The 18,767-nt window shown below is 72.3% G+C and carries 21 protein-coding genes; 9 read left to right on the forward strand and 12 right to left on the reverse strand.

The window, feature by feature from the left end; genetic code table 11:
- Window positions 1–38: 38 nt before the first annotated feature.
- Together QPK52_RS21975 and QPK52_RS21980 are read left to right on the forward strand one after the other, a co-directional pair.
- Window positions 39–1,190, forward strand: a complete 1,152-nt coding sequence (locus tag QPK52_RS21975; protein WP_410539166.1) for an acyl-CoA dehydrogenase family protein — start codon at window positions 39–41, stop codon at window positions 1,188–1,190.
- Window positions 1,191–1,291: 101 nt separating this feature from the next.
- The gene (locus tag QPK52_RS21980; protein ID WP_410539168.1) at window positions 1,292–2,032 is read left to right on the forward strand and encodes a TetR/AcrR family transcriptional regulator; all 741 of its coding nucleotides are present in this window, start codon (window positions 1,292–1,294) and stop codon (window positions 2,030–2,032) included.
- Between the two features lie 19 nt (window positions 2,033–2,051).
- Here the strand turns inward: QPK52_RS21980 and QPK52_RS21985 are convergent, their stop codons facing one another.
- Together QPK52_RS21985 and QPK52_RS21990 are read right to left on the reverse strand one after the other, a co-directional pair.
- On the reverse strand, window positions 2,052–2,516 hold the full coding sequence (locus QPK52_RS21985) for a MaoC family dehydratase (RefSeq protein ID WP_410539169.1): 465 nt from the start codon (window positions 2,514–2,516) through the stop codon (window positions 2,052–2,054).
- 236 nt (window positions 2,517–2,752) lie between these two features.
- Entirely contained in the window at window positions 2,753–3,286 is a 534-nt protein-coding gene (locus QPK52_RS21990; protein ID WP_410539170.1) for a hypothetical protein, read from the reverse strand.
- A gap of 227 nt (window positions 3,287–3,513) precedes the next feature.
- On the opposite strand from QPK52_RS21990, the gene QPK52_RS21995 reads away from it, so the two are divergent.
- The 3 genes from QPK52_RS21995 to QPK52_RS22005 all read left to right on the forward strand — a co-directional run bounded on the left by QPK52_RS21995 (window position 3,514) and on the right by QPK52_RS22005 (window position 6,038).
- Window positions 3,514–4,293, forward strand: a complete 780-nt coding sequence (locus QPK52_RS21995) for an SDR family oxidoreductase (protein WP_410539171.1) — start codon at window positions 3,514–3,516, stop codon at window positions 4,291–4,293.
- Window positions 4,294–4,319: 26 nt separating this feature from the next.
- Complete coding sequence (locus tag QPK52_RS22000; protein ID WP_093662912.1) at window positions 4,320–4,928, forward strand: TetR/AcrR family transcriptional regulator; 609 nt, start codon at window positions 4,320–4,322, stop codon at window positions 4,926–4,928.
- A 117-nt stretch (window positions 4,929–5,045) separates the two neighbouring features.
- Entirely contained in the window at window positions 5,046–6,038 is a 993-nt protein-coding gene (locus tag QPK52_RS22005) for an NADPH:quinone oxidoreductase family protein (RefSeq protein WP_410539172.1), read from the forward strand.
- Window positions 6,039–6,388: 350 nt separating this feature from the next.
- On the opposite strand, the gene QPK52_RS22010 is transcribed toward QPK52_RS22005, so the two are convergent.
- Together QPK52_RS22010 and QPK52_RS22015 are read right to left on the reverse strand one after the other, a co-directional pair.
- Window positions 6,389–7,603 carry a helix-turn-helix domain-containing protein gene (locus QPK52_RS22010; RefSeq protein WP_410539173.1) on the reverse strand — a complete coding sequence of 405 codons (1,215 nt, stop codon included), beginning with the start codon at window positions 7,601–7,603 and terminating at the stop codon, window positions 6,389–6,391.
- The gene (locus QPK52_RS22015; RefSeq protein ID WP_410539174.1) at window positions 7,593–7,907 is read right to left on the reverse strand and encodes a putative quinol monooxygenase; all 315 of its coding nucleotides are present in this window, start codon (window positions 7,905–7,907) and stop codon (window positions 7,593–7,595) included. The genes QPK52_RS22010 and QPK52_RS22015 overlap by 11 nt, the downstream gene beginning before the upstream one ends.
- 212 nt (window positions 7,908–8,119) lie before the next feature.
- On the opposite strand from QPK52_RS22015, the gene QPK52_RS22020 reads away from it, so the two are divergent.
- Genes QPK52_RS22020 through QPK52_RS22030 form a run of 3 tightly spaced genes read left to right on the forward strand, consistent with a single transcriptional unit; the run spans window position 8,120 to window position 9,116 of the window.
- The gene (locus QPK52_RS22020; protein WP_410539176.1) at window positions 8,120–8,527 is read left to right on the forward strand and encodes an ATP-binding protein; all 408 of its coding nucleotides are present in this window, start codon (window positions 8,120–8,122) and stop codon (window positions 8,525–8,527) included.
- The gene (locus tag QPK52_RS22025) at window positions 8,521–8,832 is read left to right on the forward strand and encodes a hypothetical protein (protein WP_410539177.1); all 312 of its coding nucleotides are present in this window, start codon (window positions 8,521–8,523) and stop codon (window positions 8,830–8,832) included. Before QPK52_RS22020 ends, QPK52_RS22025 begins: the two co-directional genes overlap by 7 nt.
- Window positions 8,829–9,116 carry a hypothetical protein gene (locus tag QPK52_RS22030; RefSeq protein WP_410539178.1) on the forward strand — a complete coding sequence of 96 codons (288 nt, stop codon included), beginning with the start codon at window positions 8,829–8,831 and terminating at the stop codon, window positions 9,114–9,116. Before QPK52_RS22025 ends, QPK52_RS22030 begins: the two co-directional genes overlap by 4 nt.
- Window positions 9,117–9,426: 310 nt before the next feature.
- Here the strand turns inward: QPK52_RS22030 and QPK52_RS22035 are convergent, their stop codons facing one another.
- From QPK52_RS22035 to QPK52_RS22045, 3 genes are all read right to left on the reverse strand, one after another.
- On the reverse strand, window positions 9,427–11,517 hold the full coding sequence (locus tag QPK52_RS22035; RefSeq protein WP_410539179.1) for a HelD family protein: 2,091 nt from the start codon (window positions 11,515–11,517) through the stop codon (window positions 9,427–9,429).
- A 47-nt stretch (window positions 11,518–11,564) separates the two neighbouring features.
- Window positions 11,565–12,203 carry a TetR/AcrR family transcriptional regulator gene (locus tag QPK52_RS22040; protein WP_410539180.1) on the reverse strand — a complete coding sequence of 213 codons (639 nt, stop codon included), beginning with the start codon at window positions 12,201–12,203 and terminating at the stop codon, window positions 11,565–11,567.
- Window positions 12,204–13,141: 938 nt separating this feature from the next.
- Window positions 13,142–13,555, reverse strand: coding sequence for a hypothetical protein (locus QPK52_RS22045; RefSeq protein ID WP_410539182.1), 414 nt, complete (start codon window positions 13,553–13,555; stop codon window positions 13,142–13,144).
- A 207-nt stretch (window positions 13,556–13,762) separates the two neighbouring features.
- Here QPK52_RS22045 and QPK52_RS22050 point away from each other — a divergent pair, with 207 nt between their 5' ends.
- Complete coding sequence (locus QPK52_RS22050) at window positions 13,763–14,554, forward strand: nucleotidyltransferase domain-containing protein (protein ID WP_410540438.1); 792 nt, start codon at window positions 13,763–13,765, stop codon at window positions 14,552–14,554.
- A 537-nt stretch (window positions 14,555–15,091) separates the two neighbouring features.
- Here the strand turns inward: QPK52_RS22050 and QPK52_RS22055 are convergent.
- The 5 genes from QPK52_RS22055 to QPK52_RS22075 all read right to left on the reverse strand — a co-directional run bounded on the left by QPK52_RS22055 (window position 15,092) and on the right by QPK52_RS22075 (window position 18,757).
- Window positions 15,092–16,318: an acyl-CoA dehydrogenase family protein gene (locus QPK52_RS22055; protein ID WP_410539183.1), complete on the reverse strand. Its 1,227-nt coding sequence runs from the start codon at window positions 16,316–16,318 to the stop codon at window positions 15,092–15,094.
- Window positions 16,319–16,324: 6 nt separating this feature from the next.
- Window positions 16,325–17,347 (reverse strand): phosphotransferase family protein, encoded by a 1,023-nt coding sequence (locus tag QPK52_RS22060; protein ID WP_410539185.1) that lies wholly within the window; start codon window positions 17,345–17,347, stop codon window positions 16,325–16,327.
- Window positions 17,348–17,502: 155 nt separating this feature from the next.
- Window positions 17,503–17,976, reverse strand: coding sequence for a gluconokinase (locus tag QPK52_RS22065; RefSeq protein WP_410540439.1), 474 nt, complete (start codon window positions 17,974–17,976; stop codon window positions 17,503–17,505).
- A gap of 17 nt (window positions 17,977–17,993) precedes the next feature.
- Complete coding sequence (locus QPK52_RS22070) at window positions 17,994–18,350, reverse strand: DUF202 domain-containing protein (protein ID WP_410539186.1); 357 nt, start codon at window positions 18,348–18,350, stop codon at window positions 17,994–17,996.
- Window positions 18,347–18,757 (reverse strand): YidH family protein, encoded by a 411-nt coding sequence (locus QPK52_RS22075; RefSeq protein WP_410539187.1) that lies wholly within the window; start codon window positions 18,755–18,757, stop codon window positions 18,347–18,349. The genes QPK52_RS22070 and QPK52_RS22075 overlap by 4 nt, the downstream gene beginning before the upstream one ends.
- Between the last annotated feature and the right edge of the window lie 10 nt (window positions 18,758–18,767).

Consider the following 18,767-nt stretch of genomic DNA (forward strand, 5'->3'; position numbering starts at 1 on the left):
TCTGTGAAGTCGCAACTAGCACTGCTAGTTTATTGGGCATGGATCTGGAGCTGTCTCAGGAGCAGGCTGCCGTACGGCAGCTCGCCAAGGAGTTCGTCGACCGGGAGATCGTCCCGCACGCCGCCGAGTGGGACCGCGCCGAGAGCATCGACCGGTCCGTGGTGAGGTCCCTGGGCGACCTGGGCTTCCTGGGCCTGACCATCGACGAGGAGTACGGCGGCTCCGGCGGCGACCACCTGGCGTACTGCCTGGTCACAGAGGAGCTCGGACGCGGGGACTCCGCCGTGCGCGGGGTGCTGTCGGTCTCCCTCGGCCTGGTCGCCAAGTCGGTCGCGGCCTGGGGGAGCGAGGAGCAGAAGCGGCGGTGGCTGCCGGCCCTGTGCGCCGGCGAGGCGATCGGCTGCTTCGGCCTGACCGAGCCGGGCACCGGCTCCGACGCCGCGGGTCTCACCACCCGCGCCCGCCGCGACGGCGGCGACTGGATCATCGACGGCACCAAGATGTTCATCACCAACGGCACCTGGGCCGACGTGGTGCTGCTCTTCGCCCGTACCGGCACCGAGCCCGGCCACCGGGGGATCACCGCCTTCCTCGTCCCCACCGACACCCCGGGTCTGACCCGCCGGGAGATCCACGGCAAGCTCGGCCTGCGCGGCCAGGCCACCGCCGAGCTTGTGCTCGACGGTGTCCGCGTCCCCGACGACTGCCGCGTCGCCCAGGAGGGCAAGGGATTCTCCGTCGCCATGTCCGCCCTCGCCAAGGGGCGCATGTCGGTGGCGGCCGGCTGCGTCGGCATCGCCCAGGCGGCGCTGGACGCGGCCGTCTCCTACGCCACCGAGCGCGAGCAGTTCGGCAAGCCCATCGCCGGACACCAGCTCGTCCAGGAGCTGATCAGCGACATCTCCGTGGACGTCGACGCCGCCCGCCTGCTGACCTGGCGCGTGGCCGACCACATCGACCGGGGCCTGCCCTTCGCCACCGAGTCCTCCGTCGCCAAGCTCTACGCCTCCGAGGCCGCGGTACGCGCCGCCAACAACGCCCTCCAGGTCTTCGGCGGCTACGGCTACATCGACGAGTACCCCGTCGGCAAGCTGCTGCGCGACGCCCGCGTGATGACCCTGTACGAGGGCACCAGCCAGATCCACAAGCTGCTCATCGGCCGCTCGCTGACCGGGGTGTCGGCGTTCTGACGGCCGCCGCGGCGCCCGCTCCCCGGGCGGCCGCCGCCTAAGCGGCTGCTCAGCAACCGTTGTATGGTGTTCGCCCGGCGGGACGAACGGGCGAGGTGCTGATGGCTGCGGAGACGGGAGCGGAGTCCGTGGAGGCTGCGGAGTCCGCGGACGCCGCGGACGCCGTGAAAGAGGCCCGGGGCGACGCGGACGGCGCCGGGGGGCCGGACGACTCCTGGGGCGAGGTGGCCCCCGACGCCGCCCGCCGGCTGCTGCTGGCGGCGGTCGAGGCATTCGCCGAGCGGGGCTTCCACGCCACCACCACCCGGGACATCGCCTCCCGCGCCGGGATGAGCCCCGCCGCCCTCTACATCCACTACCGCACCAAGGAGGAACTGCTCTACCAGATCAGCCGGGTCGGCCACGAGCGCTCGGTGCGCATCCTCACCGAGGCCGGCAACAGCGCCGTGACCCCCGCCGACCGGCTCGCCGCCGCGGTGCGCGCCTTCGTCCGCTGGCACGCCGAGCGCCACACCACGGCCCGGGTGGTGCAGTACGAGCTGAACGCGCTGGCCGAGGAGCACTACGCCGAGATCGTCGCCCTGCGGCGGCGCAGCGAGGAGATCCTGCGCGGCATCCTGGAGGACGGGGTGGCCGCCGGGGACTTCACCGTCCCCGACATCCGGGGCACGGCGCTGGCCGTGCTCTCGCTCTGCATCGACGTCGCCCGCTGGTTCCGCTCCGGCGGCACGCGCACCCCCGAGGAGATCGGCGAGCTCTACTCCGGACTGGTGCTGAGGATGGTCGGCGCCCCGGCCGCCCCCGCCGCGGAAACCGCCGACGGGGCCGGCCGGGGCGCGTGAGCCCGGCGGGCCGCGGGCGTCACAGGTAGTAGCGGACGACGCTCTCCGCGACGCACACCGGCTTCTCCCCGCCCTCCCGCTCGACCGTCACCAGCGAGGTGAGCTGGGCGCAGCCCTCGCCCACCTCGGAGACCTCGGTGATCCGCGCGGTCGCGCGCACCCGCGAACCGACCGGCACGGGGGAGGGGAAGCGGACCTTGTTCACGCCGTAGTTGATGCCCATGCGCACGCCCTCGACGCGGATCAGCTGCGGCACCAGCACCGGCAGCAGCGAGAGCGTCAGATAGCCGTGCGCGATGGTCGTGCCGAACGGGCCGGCGGCGGCCTTCTCCGGATCGACGTGGATCCACTGGTGGTCGCCGGTCGCGTCCGCGAACAGGTCGATCCGCTTCTGGTCGACCTCCAGCCAGTCACTGGTGCCCAGCTCCTCGCCGACCGCAGCCCGCAGCTCGTCGACCGATGTGAAAACCCGGGGCTCCGCCATCGAAGCTCGCCTCCCCAACCGTGCGTGGTGTCAGTGGTGTCCGTGGTGTCGGTACACGCTACTAAGCGCTTGCTCAGCATGGTCGGGGGCATCGGACATGTCAACGGCCGGCCCCGCCTCCCTCCCGTACGCCCCACACGCCCGCGACGCGTCACGGCAGGCCCCGGGAGATCCGGGACCCGCCGTGACGCGTCATGCTCCACCAGGGCCGCCCGGGTCGGACGCGGTCTCGGCCGTCAGCCGCTGACCGCCATCCTCCCCGCGCGGCCGTGCGCCACCGCCCCCGGCCGCCGGGCCCGCAGGGCCTGCTCGGCGTTGTGCATCGCCTGCGCCGCACGCCGCGCCTCGCGCGCCTCCGCCTCGGCGACCAGCCGCCGCAGCACCTCCGCCAGCGGGGCGGGCGGTGCGGCGCCGGGGTCCTCGACGGGCAGCAGCCCGCGACCGCCCCAGCACCGGCGGTGCCAGGCGTCGCCCGGCGGCTGCCGGACGCCGAAGTGCTTCTGCTCCCTGCGCCGCCGCGCGAAGTCGCGCTCGTACGCCAGCCACACCTCCCGGGCCTCCTCCAGCTCCTCCAGTGCGGCCACCAGTCGCTCAGGATCGGGGCTGCGGTCGTCGGGGGAGATGCCCGCGCGGGCGCACAGATGGTGCCAGGTGGCGCGGTGCCCGTAAGGGGCGAAGCGCTCCAGGCACTTGCGCAGGGCCTGCCTGCGCTGGGACGGGTCTCTCTCGGGATCACGGACCTGTTCCGCCAGGGCATTGAAACCGGCCAACGCGTACCACCTCCGACGTAAGTGACCACAGCCGTCATCGTTGGGACGTACCGGACCCTCCAATGGATCCGTGTGCCCCCGAATCTTCCGATGCCACATACCGACTGGTTAGTCTGTGCAGGAAATCCGCGAATCGCCGGCCGCGGCCCCGACACGGCACGACGAGGCCCCGACACGGCCCCGACGAGGCCACCGCCGGCGACCGGAACGAGACGAAGGGTGGGCACATGGAGAACCTGCGGGACGCGGGCGTCGTGGTGACCGGGGCGGGCGGCGGCATCGGAGCCGCCCTAGCCCGCGCCTTCACGGCGCGCGGCGCCAGGGTCGTCGTCAACGACCTCGACGCAGGCAAGGCCGAGGCCGTCGCGCGGGAGATCGGCGCCACGGCGGTGCCCGGCGACGCCTCGGACGTCGTCGCCGCCGCCCGCGAGGCACTCGGCGGCGGCATCGACGTCTTCTGCGCCAACGCCGGCATCGCCCCCGCCGGAGGCCCCGAGGCCGAGGACGCCGTCTGGGACGCCGCCTGGGACGTCAACGTCATGGCCCACGTCCGGGCGGCGCGCGAACTGCTGCCCGAGTGGCTGGAGCGCGGCCGCGGCCGCTTCGTCGCCACCGTCTCGGCCGCCGGGATGCTCACCATGGTCGGCTCCGCGCCCTACAGCGTCTCCAAGCACGCCGCCCTCGCCTTCGCCGAGTGGCTGTCGGTCACCTACCGCCACCGCGGGATCGACGTCCACGCCGTGTGCCCGCAGGGCGTGCGCACCGACATGCTCGCCTCCGCCTCCACCGCCGGCGACCTGGTGCTCAGCCCCACGGCCATCGAGCCGGAGGACGTCGCCCGCGCCACGCTGGAGGCCGTCGACGCCGGGCGCTTCCTGGTCCTGCCGCACCCGGAGGTCGGCCGCTACGCCGTCGCGCGGGCGTCCGACACCGACAAGTGGCTGGACGGCATGAATCATGTGCAGCGGAAGCTGGAGACAATCCAGCGGGACCAGCAGGTCCGGTAAGGCCACGAGGAGCAGGAGGAACCGCCATGACGAGCCCGGCGAACCAGCGGCAGGACGACGCCCCCACCCAGCCTGTCCCGCAGCGGCTGCTGGCCGCCGCCACCCGGCTGTTCGCCGACCGCGGCTACGACCGCACCTCCGTCCAGGAGATCGTCGAGGCGGCGGGCGTCACCAAGGGCGCCCTCTACCACTACTTCGGCTCCAAGGACGACCTGCTGCACGAGATCTACGGCCGGGTGCTGCGCCTGCAGCAGGAGCGGCTGGACGCCTTCGCCTCCTCCGACGCGCCCGTGGAGCAGCGGCTGCGCGACGCCGCCGCCGACGTCGTCGTCACCACCATCGACAACCTCGACGACGCCTCGATCTTCTTCCGCTCCATGCACCAGCTCAGCGAGGACAAGCAGAAGCAGGTACGGGCCGAGCGCCGCCGCTACCACGAGCGGTTCCGCGCCCTGATCGAGGAGGGGCAGAAGGCGGGGGTGTTCTCCACCGCCACCCCGGCCGACCTGGTGGTGGACTACCACTTCGGCTCCGTCCACCACCTCAGCACCTGGTACCGGCCCGGCGGGCGCATGACCCCGCAGGAGGTCGCCGACCACCTGGCGGACCTGCTGCTGCGGGCCCTGCGGCCGTAAGCCCCCCGCCACGACCCGCGAGCCCGGCGCCTCACCAACCACCCGAAGAACCCGGCACGATCCACGACACCGGACCCACGACCCCACACGATCCACTACCCGAAGCGGAGGCCTCAGGTGAAGGCATGGCGCGTCCACGAGAACGGCGAACCGCGCGACGTGATGCGGCTGGAGGAGATCCCGGACCCCGAGCCGGGCCCCGGCCGCCTCCTGCTGCGCGTACGGGCGGCGAACGTCAACTTCCCCGACGCGCTGCTGTGCCGCGGCCACTACCAGGTACGGCCCCCGCTGCCCTTCACCCCCGGCGTGGAGCTGTGCGGCGAGGTCGTGGCGGCCGGCGAGGGCGCGGCCACCGCCGTCGGCGCCCGGGTCATCGCCCAGCCCGACCTTCCCCACGGCGCCTTCGCCGAACTGGTGGCGGTCGACGAGGCCCGCTGCGCCCCGGCGCCGAAGGCGCTGGACGACGCCGAGGCCGCCGCCCTCCACATCGGCTACCAGACCGGCTGGTTCGGCCTCCACCGCCGCGCCCGCCTCCAGGCCGGCGAGACGCTGCTGGTCCACGCCGCCGCCGGGGGAGTGGGCAGCGCCGCCGTCCAGCTCGGCAGGGCGGCGGGCGCGAAGGTGATCGGCGTCGTCGGAGGCCCCGGGAAGGCGGCGGTGGCGAAGGAGCTGGGCTGCGACACGGTGATCGACCGGCACGCGGTCGACGGCGCCAAGGGCCTGGCCGAGGCGGTCAAGGAGGCCACCGGCGGTCGCGGCGCGGACGTCGTCTACGACCCCGTGGGCGGCGACGCGTACACCGCCTCCACCAAGTGCGTCGCCTTCGAGGGCCGGATCGTGGTCGTCGGCTTCGCCAGCGGCACCATCCCCGCCCCCGGTCTCAACCACGCCCTGGTGAAGAACTACGCCATCCTCGGCCTGCACTGGGGCCTGTACAACACCCACGACCCGGCCGCCGTCCGCGCCTGCCACGAGGAGCTGACCAAGCTCGCCGAACAGGGCGCGGTCAGGCCGCTGGTGAGCGAGCGCGTACCGATGGAGGGCGCGGCCGACGCCGTCCAGCGCGTCGCCGACGGCACCACCACCGGCCGCGTCGTCATCCAGCCCTGAGCCCCGCCGGCCCGCCCACCGGCGCCGTGCGCCCCCCCGGACCGCCGGGCGGTCCGGGGGGCATACGGCTCTCTTGTGGGCGACCGGAAAGATCATGAGGAGTTCACCGGTTGCGCTTCTCCGCATCATGCAGGCGCTCGGCATCCTCAGCAGCGCCCCACTTGCGCGCACGCTCGAAGGCGCGCTTGACGCGCACTCCACGCTCCTGCCGCTCCAAGTAGGAACTGAGTGCCGGATTCACCGCTTCCCCCTTGTTCTGGCTTCCGCAAGCGCCATGACGCGTTGCAGGAGATTGCTGTCGAGGTCGATGCGAATCACGGACATGCGGCGCCTCCTTCCATGTGGTGCGACTACAGGCCCTCCACGTCCAGTTCGTCCGCCAGGGTCCGCAGGCTCGCGGGCGGCCGGGGGCTCATGACCAGCAGGTCGGACACGAGCTGCCTGACCACCGGCTTGGCGCGGACCAGTTCGGGGGCGAGGCGCCGGGCTTCGGTGAGGGCGGCCGTCGCCTCCTCGATCTGCCGGCGCTGGGCGTGAGCCCTGGCGAGATCGATGCGGAAACGCGCCTGCCGCTCGGAGGAGAGCGGAGAGGGATCGACGGATTCGGCGGCGCGCAGTGCGGTACCGGCGTCGCCCAGGTCGGCGGCGATGGCGACCTCGTGGAGGCCGACGTTGAGCGGTCCGAACTCCGTGCCGTAGTCGTTGCGGCCCTCTCCCACTCGCTCGGCCATCTCGCGTGCCTGCCGCAGAAGTTCGTATGCCTCCTCGCCCTGGTCCAGCCGGGCCGAGGCCACCGCGTGCTGCAACGTCAGCGCGCCGCGCAGAGCCACCGCCTCGGGCCGTTCCTCCGTGGCCAGTGGTGCCAGGGCTTCGGCGGCGCTGCGCGCGACCCGGGCCGCCTGCTCGTAGTACCCGGAGCCGAGGAAGACGATCGCCAGCCGGAACTCGCCGGCCGCCATCAGCAGCGGATCTCCGGTGCGTTCGGCGGCGGCGATGGCGCGGTCGACCGCGACCCACGCCACGTCCGGCTCGCCCATGTTCGCCAGTGCCGCACCGCATGCGCCGTACACGGAGGCCAGCAGGTGGAGCGGCTCGGCGGGACCCTCCCCGGTACCGGACCGGGCCGCCGACTCCAGGTGCGGCACGAGCCGTTCCAGCAAGCCGGACAGTTCCGCGTACCGGCCCTCGTGCGTCAGGGTCCAGGCGCGTTCCACATCGGTGCGCAGGGCCGGCATGTCCGGGTGCTCCGGTGGCCCGAGTACGGCACTGAGCCGGTGGGAACCGCTCAGCGCCAGCCGCAGCCGGTGCGCTCCGGACGGTTTCTCCTCCGCATGCGACGCCAGGACGGGTGATCCCGCTGCCAGTTCGGCCACCGGCAGGCCGAGGACGTCGGCGACCTTCTCCAGGACCGTCATGCGGTCGATCCGGCGCACTCCGCGTTCCACCTGCGACACCCAGGCTTCCGAGCGGTCCAGGAGCCTGGCGAGTTCCTTCTGCGACAGACCTCTGCGCCTGCGATGGGAGGCGATCCTGCGGCCGAGGGCCTTCTCGTAGTCAGCGCTCATGGACGACACCCTTGCCCGAGACGAACTCCAGACGGTCGACCTCGACGGCGGACAGGTACCGCTCCCGCTCATCGAGGAAGGCGCGCACGTAGTCCTGCGCCTCGTGGAAGGCGAAGGCGTCGGCGTCCCGGTACAGCTCGTAGAAGATCCGTTCCAGGGGGCGGCCGTCAACACGGTGCACGGTGTAGATCACCGTTTCGGGTTCATGGGCGCGGATCTGCTCTCCGGTCCGTGCCACCAGCGCGTCGAACGCCGCTGCCGCCGCCTCGTCCTTGCAGGTGAAGCGCACCATCAGACCGAACATCGGCTCTCCTTCTCCATCTTGGCGTCCCGGCTCTGCACCACGTCGTGGTGAACGCTATGCGGCAGTCGACCGGTACGAAAAGTGCGATCTCGCACCTCAAGTACTCGCACTACGGCTACGGTGCTAGTACTTATTGTACGTGCGAATGTGGCGGTGCTTGCTGCCAGGCGCCGGTGCCGCTGAAAACCGCAGCTCAGAGCAAGGAGACGCGCATGCTCATCCATCGACGGACCTTCGCAGGACGCCCTGAGGAGGTATGTAAGGCCCGCGAATGGACCCGCAAACTCCTCGCCGACACCTCCTGTGTGGACGACGCGGCGCTGATCGTGACCGAGCTGGGTGCCAACGCGGTCACCCACACCACCGGATCGGCCTTCCGCGTCACCGTCACCCGCGCCGCTGAGGCCGTGACGCTCTCCGTCACCGACACCGGCGCCACCACCACACACCCGTGCATCACCCACCCCGGTGCCGAGGCCACCCACGGCCGAGGACTGGAGATCGTCGCCACACTGGCCGACGACGTGAAGGTCCACCACACCGCTCACGGCCACACCGTGACCGCCCGGCTCCCACTCCCCGCACCGCTGCCGACCGCGCGGGAAGCCCAGCCATGCTGACCCGCGCCTACCGGTGCGAGGCCATCGCCTCCACCCCCGACGACGGCCGCATCTTCCCCCTCGGCACCCACCCGGCCGGCTCACCCCGCCTGGCCCTGCGCTGGCTCCACCTCCGGGCCCGCCACATCAGCGACCAGCTCGACCCACCAGCCGCACGGCCCCTCCTGGCCTGGCTCCACGACCACCAGGTCCACGAACACGCGTTAGCCGCCCTAGCCTCCGGCGCGCCTTACACCCACACCGTCTGCGACGACACCGTCCGCTACCTGCTCACCGCCCGACCCACCACAAGGCTCCGCCCATGACCCACGGCCGTGCCGCCGGCAACGAGCAGCTGTACCGCTACGAGATCACCGCCGCCTTGAACGCCGTAGTCCGCGTTTGCCACGTCATCGTCACCGAACACAGCCACCGCGGCTTCTGGACCCCCCACACCAGCACCGAGCCGACCCCCACCCACCGCGAGCTGATCGAGGCCGCCCGCCGCGACGTGCTCAACCGCCTCCAAATGGTCATCCACTGCGCCGAGACGGTCGCCTACACCATCGAGCACGACCGCCAACGCCAGCCCAACCGGCTGCCCGAGTAACAACCTTCGCTGAGCGGAGGGACCAACGAGGAAGCCAGGAGGCCCGGCGAACCGGCAGTGGGTCGGGTGACGGGCTCAGTGCGGTCGGCTCATGACGGTCGGCATCGAGGGTTCGGCAATACTGGTCCGTGATCTGCGTGTCGCTCGCGACAGCAGTCAGTGGGAGCCGAGCCCGGTTGAGCAGGTCCGCGCTGCTCGGATTCTGGAAGTCGTTGTCTCGCGCCCTCTCGGTGAGGCGATCGTCCAGGGCGTGCGGTGGGCGGCTCCCCGTGTGCTTTCGGCGTTCGGTGGCCCCGTCTCCCGTTGTCGGTCAGCAGGTCGAGGAGGCGATGTGCTGTGGCTTCAAGGGCCGGCCGGTGAGCGGCGCAGGCAGGGGCAGGGAGTGCACGATGTGGAGGCGGGAGACCGCCCGGGTGAGTGCCACGTACAGGCGGTTCATGCCGCGGGGCCCGGCTCGGACGATGGCAGAGGGCTCGACCACCACGACATGGTCGTACTCCAGTCCCTTGGCGGTGGAGGCCGGTACCACGGTGAGGCGGGCTTCGGGGAAGTCCGCTCCGGATGCCGGGAGTCCGGCCGTGATGAGAGCGTGGCGGAGTTCTCGCGCTTCGGTGTCGGCCGCGATGACGCCGATGGAGCCCGCTTGCTTCAGCGCTGTGTTCACGGCCGCGACTGTCGCTGCGGTCGCGTCATCGGCCGCCTCGATCCTCACCTCTCCGTCGCGGCGCAGGGAGCGGACGGGTGGTACGTCCGTGTCGAGGTGGTTCAGAAGGCGGTTGGCGAGTTCGGCGACGGCGCCGGGGACGCGGAACCCTGTGGTGAGCGGGGTGACGACGGCTTCCGGCTTCCCCAGGTGGGTGAGGAACTGCGGCCAGTCGCGTGCGGCCCAGGGGGTGGTGCCCTGGGCGAGATCCCCGAGGACGGTGACCGATCCGAAGGATGAGCGGCGGGCGATGGCGCGGCACTGCATGGGGGACAGGTCCTGCGCCTCGTCGATCACCACGTGGCCGTAGCCGTCGGGGCGCTCGATCAGACCGGCGAGTTCGTCGAGGAGGACGAGGTCGGCCGCCGACCAGCGGGCCGACCTGTGGGAGCGCGGGGGCTTGGGCCATCGAAGGACCCTCCGCTCGTCCGCGTCGAGGATGCCTTCGGCTGCGGCGGCCAACGTGTCCGGATGGGCGAACAGGCCGGCGAGGATCTCTTCGGGTTGCACAGCGGGCCAGACGGCGTTGAGCAGGGCGGTGACCGGGCGTGCCCGGGAGACCTTCTGCGCCCAGGTGTTGGTGCGAGGGCCGCCGCGGCGCTCGGCCTGCTGCTGAACGGCGTGGACGATGCGGGTGCGGACGCGTTCGCGCCCTACGGCATAGGGAGGCTCCTCGGCACGCACGTCCCGGACGATCTGCTCCAGTTCGTCGGTCGGTACACGCCAGCGGTAGGAGCCGTCCGGCAGTACGAGCGGCCGCGTCACCTCTGTGCTCACCCGTGCGTGGAGCGCGCGGCGCAGGACCTCTGCCATACGGATGTCGTGCTTGACGATCGCCGCGGCGTCACTGTCCTGTGCCGTGACCGGGTGGCGGGCGATCTCGTCGTCGACGGTGGCTTGTCTCACCCCGGTCTCGCCGAGTGCGGGCAGGACCTGGGAGATGTAGGAGAGGAAAGCGCGGTTGGGGCCGAGGATCAGCATTCCGCCGCGCTGGATGCGCTCTGGATGGGTGTAGAGGAGGTAGGCGGCGCGGTGCAGTCCGACCGCTGTCTTTCCCGTGCCGGGGGCGCCCTGGACGCAGAGTGACGTGGCGAGGTCCTCGCGTACGAGGTCGTCCTGTTCGGGCTGGATGGTGGCGGCGATGTCGCGCATGGGGCCGATGCGAGGACGCTCGATCTCGCCGGCGACGATGCCGCTCTCCCGCTCCTCGCCCTCGCTGAGGTGCTCGTCCTCCAGGCCGGTGAGATCGGCCGAGTCGCCGCGGCCGGAAGGTGACCAGCCGAAGCGGCGCCGGACGGCGATGCCTTGGGGGCTGCGGGCGCTTGCCTGGTAGAAGGCGCGTGCCACCGGGGCGCGCCAGTCGATCACCAGCGGCGGGGCGGACGGATCGTGCGTGATGCGTACACGCCCGATGTGGTACTCCTGCCCGGCGTGGTCGCCGGCGGCCCGGGCGTCCCGAGCGAAGTCGAGGCGCCCGAAGAACAGCGGGCCTTCGGGCGGTTCCCGGAGTTCCTTGGCCTGGCTGCGCAGCCGGTAGCCGAGCACTTCGGCGTCGGCACCGGAGGCGGAGGCGTTCTCGCCGACCACCACCTGTTCCTGCGCGCCGTCGATCATGGCCTTCAGCGCTGCTCGGCATGCGTCGTGGTGGGCGCGTTCCCGGGTCAGGGCGTCGGTGAGTACGGAGTCGGAGTCCGACATGCCTCCACGATAGTGCAACTGGGTAACTTTTTTTACTTGGTTGTGTTTTAGGGCCGGGCAAGGTGAGGCAAGCCGGCCTCGAGTTGCGCGAACGCCGACCGGGCCACCGCCAGGGCTTCGGGATGGAGTGCGTCCGCGCTGCGGCCTGCGGTGATCTGGCGCCAGTTCTCCTGCGCGAGGACGCGCTGGACGGCGATGATCTGCCCCGCGGCCAGACGCGCCTGGACGCCACCACCGGTCTCGACGCCGAGCGCATCGGCGAGAGCGGCCTCGTCCTGCTCCATGTGAGCGTGCAGGCGCGCCACCAGTGACGGCGTCGTGTACAGCAGCCGGTGGAAGGCGAGCACCTCGGCATCGTCGTTCAGGCCGGTCACCGGATCGCGGCGGGTGAGCCCGTCCACAAAGTGGCACCGCAGCGCTTCCAGCGGGGAACGCCCGGCGGGACGCCGTGCTACCACCCTGCCGGCCTCCCCCTCGTGGTCGGCCAGCCGGTGCAGAACGAGGTCCTCCTTGGAGGGGAAGTACCGGAAGAGCGTCGGCTTGGAGATGTCGACGGCCGCCGCGACATCGGCGACGGTCACCCGCTCGTAGCCTTTCTCCAGGAAGAGCCCGATGGCCGTGTCCGACAACCGCCGGTACATCTGTCGCTTCTTGCGCTCGCGCAGCCCGCCGCCCACGTCACCCATGTCATGAAGCGTACGCAGCGGCCGGTCATGCGTTGCCGTGCCGTCCTCGGCGTCGCGGACGCGCGAGGCCGGGCATGGCGGCCGGGGTGAGCCGCAAGGCGGCACTCGCATCAATGCTTCCCTCACCGCAGGGGTGGACAAGGGGCCGGGGCAGCGGGGCAAGCCCGGTGCTCCTTCGGGGACGACAGCCGTACACCGGCGATACGGTCAAGCCATGCAACCTGGTGAGGACATCACCGCGATACGGGAACCCCTGCCGTCCGGTCCCCCGGCCGGATACGTGCTGCGTCACCCTCTCAGGGCCCCGCTTCTGCTGCTGGCTCTGTTCGCCGTTGCGCTGGGGGTGGTGAATGCCAGGAAGATCGTCCCGTATCCGTGGGCGGCTCTGGCGTACGGATTCACCGTGGTGCTTGTCGGCTCGTGGGTGCGGCACAACGCCCGGAATCGGTGGATGAGGGAAACGGGGGACCCCGGTCGCCCGAGGACGGCGGAAGACGGCCGACGTTGACGACTGCCGGCGGACAGCTCGCAGGCCACGCCGCCGGCCCTCGGAAGGTCCCCGAGCCGGCGAGGCTCTGTGCCGCTTCTTCGGCTTCTGGCCGACCTGAGTACGTAATCGCCATGGGCGCTCCGCTCATGGACGGCCGCACCAGCGGTCTTCGCCAAGGTGGTGAACTGCTGCGAAGTGGGGAGTTGGCGTGCGGGACCTGTTCGATGACCCCAGGTGGGCGTCCTTCCTCGCTATCTTCTGGTTCTGGACGGCGGCAAGCACCGGAAGTGAGTTGTGGGTGCGAGCCGGGGCCGCTTTCTTCTCCGGGTTCTGGGCCGGAGAAGCTGTCGGAAGCATCGTCAAACGGAGGCGGGAGCGGTCCCCCTCGCCCGCCGGCGTCAGTGAGTGACGCCGGCGCTTATGGCGGCGCGGTACGGCACCGGCAGCCTCAGAGGGCGCTTGGCCCCCGTCCGGGCTCCGCAAGGCGGTTGAAGCCGGCGAGGCGGGGCGAGACGGTGAAGGGGAAGGACTCGCCGCCGGGGGTCTTGAGGGCGGCGACGATGTCGTGGTCCGGTTCGCCGAACACCTCGAAGTGCTGCACGGTGCAGTGCTCCATCACCTCGCGGATGTACGGGTCCGACAGCCGCCAGTGGGTGCGGACGGCGTCGGAGTCGCGGTAGAGCTGGAAGCTGTGCGCCAGCATCCGTTCCTCGTCGATGAAGACCTCCACCATGAGCTGGGGGCCGTGTTCCCGGGCGAACGCCACCGCCTGCGCGATGGCGCGGCGGAAGCCGTCGAGGTGGCCGTCGGTGATGCGCATGGTGTTGCGGAAGAGGATGGTGCCGCTGTCCGTGGTGTCCATGCGTTTGAGTGTCATATCTCAAGCGAGGTCGAGGTCAAGGGCGCGGTCCGGCCGGGGGCGCCGGCGCCGGTGACGAGGTCGTCGGTGAGTCCCCGGTGGTCCGCCTCCTGCTTCCTCGTGCCGCTCCCGGCGCGCGAGGACAGGCATCCGTCGGCCCGACACGTCGGTGGCTGTCAGACTCGTTCCGTGCGGGCGATCATCGAGGACATGGCGGGCCGTCTGGCCGAGGTGCCGGGCGTGGTCGGGGTGATGCTCGGCGGCAGCCGGGCACGCGGGGAGCACCGGCCCGGATCGGACTGGGACCTCGGCGTCTACTACCGGGGCGAGCTCGATCTCGCCGCGTTGCGCGCGCTGGCCGGTCCCGGCGTGGAGGTGGCCGGCCCGGGCGGCTGGGGGCCCTGGGTGAACGGCGGCGCGTGGCTGCTGGTCGACGGTGTGGCGGTGGACTGGATCCTGCGGGACCTGGACCGGGTCGAGCGGGTGTGGGCGGACTGCCGCGAGGGCCGGTACGAGGTGGGCGTACAGGCGGGGCATCCGCTCGGATTCTGGTCGCCGTGCTACGCGGGCGAGGTGGCGCTCGGCCGGGTACTGGCCGACCCGTCCGGCGAGTTGGCGGATCTTCGGCGCAGGACCGCGGTCTACCCCGAGCCGTTGCGGCAGGCGTTGACGGCGGGAGCCTGGGAGGCGGAGTTCCTGGTCGGTGCCGCGGCGAAGGGCGCGGCAGGGGCGGACACGCTCTACGTCTCGCTCTGCCTGTCCCGGGCGGTCGGTGTGCTGGTGCAGGCGGTGTTCGCCGAGGACCGGCGCTGGTGCCTCAACGAGAAGGGCGCGCTGGCCGTCGCCGAGACGCTGCCGGCCGCGCCGGCCGGCTTCGGCCCGCGAGTCCGCCGCCTGCTGGGGGCGCCCGGCGAGGCCTCCGAGTCGCTGGCGGCGACGGTGGCCGAAGCGCGGGCACTGGTCGGGGAGACCGTCGCCGCGCTGAGGAGCAGCACCGGGTGACAGCGCCTGCCCCGAGCGCGGGACCCGCGCGCCGCGGTGCCGGTTCGGGGTGCGCAAGGCCCTGCCGGCGGCCCTGAGCCGCAATGTGCTCCTCCGGCGCTTGTTGTACGGGCCTCAACCGATCCCGGACCACGGGCCGGCGGTTCTCGGGGCTGCGCAGCGTGTGCCGGAGTCCGATGGAGTAGGCCCAGCCGGCGGGTGCGCCGCCGTTCGCACCCATGCCCGTCACATGCCAGCCGGATTCGGTCACGCTCGCGGCCGTCCGGCGGTCGCGTTCCTCCCGGGCGGGCCCCTCCACGGAGGGCGTACAGAGGAGGCAGGAGCAGGGGGAGGCGCCCATGTGAGGAGCGTAGGGCGGGACTCCGGCCGGGCAGCGGGAGGGGACGACTCGGTGGGGTGGCCCGGGTGCCGCGTCTCGCCCCGGCGTCAGGACCGTACTTCTAAGGGGTGTAGTCCTGACACTCTCGTGCCCGGGGCCGCCACGAATACCACCGCGGCGACCCCGGGCGTGCGTACGCGCCCGGTGGGCGCGGGGCCTCAGGACCCAGGAGGCGCGAAGCGCTTCAGTTCGCGGCGGGCCAGCGAGCGCTGGTGGACCTCGTCCGGGCCGTCGGCGAGCTGGAGGGTGCGGGCGCCCGCCCACAGCTCGGCCAGCGGGAAGTCCTGGCTGACGCCGCCCGCGCCGTGCAGTTGCACCGCGCGGTCCAGGATGCCCACCACCGTGCGCGGCACCGCGATCTTGATGGCCTGGATCTCGGTGTGCGCGCCCCGGTTGCCGACGGTGTCCATCAGCCAGGCCGTCTTGAGCACCAGCAGCCGGAGCTGCTCCACCGACACCCGCGCGTCGGCGATCCACTGCTGGACGACGCCCTGCGCGGCCAGCGGCCTGCCGAAGGCGGTACGGGTGACGGCCCGGCGGCACATCAGCTCGATCGCCCGCTCGGCCATGCCGATCAGCCGCATGCAGTGGTGGATGCGGCCCGGGCCCAGGCGGGCCTGGGCGATGGCGAAGCCGCCGCCCTCCTCGCCGATCAGGTTGGCCACCGGCACGCGCACGTCGTGGAAGAAGACCTCGGCGTGGCCGCCGTGCCAGTGGTCCTCGTAGCCGTAGACCGTCATCGCGCGGCGCACCTCGACACCCGGGGTGTCGCGCGGCACCAGCACCATCGACTGCTGGCGGCGGATGTCGTCGCCGTCCGGGTCGGTCTTGCCCATCACGATGAAGACCGCGCAGTCGGGGTTCATCGCCCCGGAGATGTACCACTTGCGGCCGGTGATGACGTACTCGTCGCCCTCGCGCCGGATGCGCGTCTCGATGTTGGTGGCGTCCGAGGAGGCGACCTCCGGCTCGGTCATGGCGAAGGCCGAGCGGATCTCGCCGGCCAGCAGCGGCTTCAGCCACCGCTCGCGCTGCTCGGCGCTGCCGAACTGCGCCAGCACCTCCATGTTGCCGGTGTCCGGCGCGGCGCAGTTGGTGGCGGTCGGGGCGAGCTGCGGGCTGCGGCCGGTGATCTCCGCCAGCGGCGCGTACTGGAGGTTGGTAAGCCCGGCCCCGTGCTCGGCGTCGGGCAGGAAGAGGTTCCACAGGCCCCGCTCGCGGGCCGCGGCCTTCAGCTCCGCCACCACCGGCGGGGTGCGCCACGGCGAGTCCAGCGCCGCACGCTGCTCGTCGGCCACCGCCTCCGCCGGGTAGACGTGCTCGTCCATGAAGGCCAGCAGCTTCTTGCGGAGCTCATCGGTGCGTGCGTCGAATCCGAAGTCCATGGCTGATCAGCCCTCCTGAAGGGTGGTGAGGCCGTCCGAGACGAAGAGGGGGACGAGTGCGCCGATGCGGTCGAAGCCCGCGCCGACGGTCTGCCCGAGGGTGTAGCGGTAGTGGATGCCCTCCAGGATCACGGCGAGCTTGAAGTAGGCGAACGCCGTGTACCAGGCGATGTCCGACACGTCGCGGCCCGAGCCGGCCGCGTACCGCTCGATCAGCTCCCGCGAGTCCGGGTGGCCGGGCGCCTCGCGTGTGGTGGCGATGGGGGTGCCGGGGACGGGCCGCTGGCTGCTGTACATCACCAGCAGGCCCAGATCGGTCAGCGGGTCGCCGAGGGTGGACATCTCCCAGTCGAGGATGGCGGCGATCTCGTCGTCCGCGCCGACGAGCACGTTGTCCAGCCGGTAGTCGCCGTGGACGATCGCGGGGGCGGGGGAGGCGGGCAGCCGGCTGCCGAGCAAGGAGTGCAGCTCGTCGATGCCGGGCAGCTCGCGGCTGCGGGAGGCGTCCAACTGCTTCCCCCAGCGCCGCAGTTGCCGCTCCAGGAAGCCTTCCGGCCGTCCGAAGTCGCCCAGGCCGACGGAGGCCGGGTCGACCGAGTGCAGCTTCACCAGGGCGTCGGCCAGGCCGAGGACCAGCTCGCGGGTGCGCTCGGGGCCGAGCGGGGCGAGCTGCCCGGCGGTGCGGTACGGCGTGCCCTCCACGTACTCCATCACGTAGAAGGGCGCGCCGAGGACGGAGTCGTCCTCGCACAGCAGCACCGCGCCGGGCACGGGCACGCCGGTGGGGCCCAGCGCGCTGATCACCCGGTGCTCGCGCGCCATGTCGTGGGCGGTGGCCAGGACGTGGCCCAGCGGCGGACGCCGCACCACCCAGCGCGAGGTCCCGTCGGTCACCTGGTAGGTCAGGTTCGAGCGACCGCCCTCGATCAGCTCCGCGCTCAGGGGCCCCCGGACGAGCCCCGGGCGCTCGCCGTCCAGGTACGCGCGCAGCCGCGCGGGATCGAGGCCCGGTGGGTGGTGCTCGGTCATCGGAAGGCTCCTCGGCGGGAAGAGGGTGGTCGTACGTACCGAGCCATGATGCCGACCAGTCGGTATGGAGTCCAGAGAGGAGCGGCGAAAAGGCCGCCCCCGGCGCCGCACGCAAGACGGCGCCGGAAGCGGTACGGGGCGGTACGCGGACCGGGTCAGCGGGGGACGGCGGCGACGGCCAGCTCCGTGACCTCCTGCGGCGTCCCGTCGATGGGGACGGCCGCGCCCGCCTCGTCCGCGTCCAGCGCCTCCAGCGTCTCGAACTGGGACCTCAGCAGAGCGGACGGCATGAAGTGGCCGGTGCGGCCCGACAGCCGCTCGCCGATCAGCTCGGGCGAGCCGTCGAGGTGGAGGAAGAACACCTCCGGCGCGGCCCGGCGCAGCCGGTCGCGGTAGGCGCGCTTGAGGGCGGAGCAGGTGACCACGCCGCCCTCCCCGTCCTGGGCCTTGAGCCAGGCGGCTATCGCGTCCAGCCAGGGAACCCGGTCCCCGTCCGTCAGCGGGACGCCCGAGGCCATCTTCGCCACGTTCTCCGGGGGGTGGAAGTCGTCGGCCTCCGCGTACGGCACTCCCAGCCGCTCCGCCAGGGCCGTGCCCACCGTCGTCTTCCCGGACCCGGACACACCCATCACCACGACGAGCGGACTCACCACAGCCACACCACCATTCCCGAGATCGGCACGGTCAGCGTACAGACGGCCGCCGCGTACGCCGTGCGCGTACCCAGCGGGCCCGGCCGGGGCACATCCAGGACGCGGATGCGGCGGTGGGCCAGCGCCAGGAACACCAGCCACACCAGCGCCCCCAGCGCGGCCAGGGCGTACTGCCGCGGCGGCCCGCCGTCGTGCACCGTCCCGCGGGCCAGCAGCGCCACCACGGCGGCGAAGGCCAGGGTGGTGCGCCGCCAGGCCATCCGGGTGCGCTCCGGCTGCGCGGCCGGGTCGCGTACGGCCCCCTCGGCGCCGCGCGGCCCGCCCCCGGGGGCCCGGCGGTCCGCGCTCACCGGCCCAGCTCCCCGAGCACCACCCCGGCGACCACCGCCAGCGCGGTCACCGCCGTGCCCAGCGCCAGCAGCACGGGGAAGCGGGACAGCGGCAGGTCCTCCCCGCGCCGCATGGCCCGCTCGGTGCGCAGCCAGTGGTTGACCGCCCGCACCGCGCACAGCGCGCCGCCCGCCAGCAGCACCACGGCGATCGCCGTCCGCGGCGCGGCGCGCATCCCCGTCAGGAACTGGTCCACCGCCAGGCCGCCCGCCACCAGCGCCAGCGAGGTGCGGACCCACGCCAGGAAGGTCCGCTCGTTGGCCAGCGAGAAGCGGTAGTCGGGGGTGGTGCCCTCGGCCCGCATCCGCTCCGGTGCCAGCCACAGCCGCAGCGAGTCCCGGAGCCCGTACCAGAGCCGTTCGATCATGCTCTCGACA

Source organism: Streptomyces sp. KL2 (genome assembly GCF_046529545.1).
Lineage (GTDB): Bacteria > Actinomycetota > Actinomycetes > Streptomycetales > Streptomycetaceae > Streptomyces > Streptomyces radiopugnans.

Bases quoted from the DNA above. Each gene is read 5' to 3' on its own strand.
- QPK52_RS22020 (WP_410539176.1), top strand. From the start codon at position 8,120: ATGCTCATCCATCGACGGACCTTCGCAGGACGCCCTGAGGAGGTATGT.
- QPK52_RS22065 (WP_410540439.1), bottom strand. From the start codon at position 17,976: ATGGGTGTGTCCGGGTCCGGGAAGACGACGGTGGGCACGGCCCTGGCG.
- QPK52_RS22050 (WP_410540438.1), top strand. From the start codon at position 13,763: ATGGCGGGCCGTCTGGCCGAGGTGCCGGGCGTGGTCGGGGTGATGCTC.
- QPK52_RS22010 (WP_410539173.1), bottom strand. From the start codon at position 7,603: ATGAGCGCTGACTACGAGAAGGCCCTCGGCCGCAGGATCGCCTCCCAT.
- QPK52_RS21975 (WP_410539166.1), top strand. From the start codon at position 39: ATGGATCTGGAGCTGTCTCAGGAGCAGGCTGCCGTACGGCAGCTCGCC.
- QPK52_RS22015 (WP_410539174.1), bottom strand. From the start codon at position 7,907: ATGTTCGGTCTGATGGTGCGCTTCACCTGCAAGGACGAGGCGGCGGCA.
- QPK52_RS22030 (WP_410539178.1), top strand. From the start codon at position 8,829: ATGACCCACGGCCGTGCCGCCGGCAACGAGCAGCTGTACCGCTACGAG.
- QPK52_RS22060 (WP_410539185.1), bottom strand. From the start codon at position 17,347: ATGACCGAGCACCACCCACCGGGCCTCGATCCCGCGCGGCTGCGCGCG.
- QPK52_RS21985 (WP_410539169.1), bottom strand. From the start codon at position 2,516: ATGGCGGAGCCCCGGGTTTTCACATCGGTCGACGAGCTGCGGGCTGCG.
- QPK52_RS22025 (WP_410539177.1), top strand. From the start codon at position 8,521: ATGCTGACCCGCGCCTACCGGTGCGAGGCCATCGCCTCCACCCCCGAC.
- QPK52_RS22075 (WP_410539187.1), bottom strand. From the start codon at position 18,757: ATGATCGAACGGCTCTGGTACGGGCTCCGGGACTCGCTGCGGCTGTGG.
- QPK52_RS22045 (WP_410539182.1), bottom strand. From the start codon at position 13,555: ATGGACACCACGGACAGCGGCACCATCCTCTTCCGCAACACCATGCGC.
- QPK52_RS22040 (WP_410539180.1), bottom strand. From the start codon at position 12,203: ATGGGTGACGTGGGCGGCGGGCTGCGCGAGCGCAAGAAGCGACAGATG.
- QPK52_RS22055 (WP_410539183.1), bottom strand. From the start codon at position 16,318: ATGGACTTCGGATTCGACGCACGCACCGATGAGCTCCGCAAGAAGCTG.
- QPK52_RS22000 (WP_093662912.1), top strand. From the start codon at position 4,320: ATGACGAGCCCGGCGAACCAGCGGCAGGACGACGCCCCCACCCAGCCT.
- QPK52_RS21980 (WP_410539168.1), top strand. From the start codon at position 1,292: ATGGCTGCGGAGACGGGAGCGGAGTCCGTGGAGGCTGCGGAGTCCGCG.
- QPK52_RS21995 (WP_410539171.1), top strand. From the start codon at position 3,514: ATGGAGAACCTGCGGGACGCGGGCGTCGTGGTGACCGGGGCGGGCGGC.
- QPK52_RS22035 (WP_410539179.1), bottom strand. From the start codon at position 11,517: ATGTCGGACTCCGACTCCGTACTCACCGACGCCCTGACCCGGGAACGC.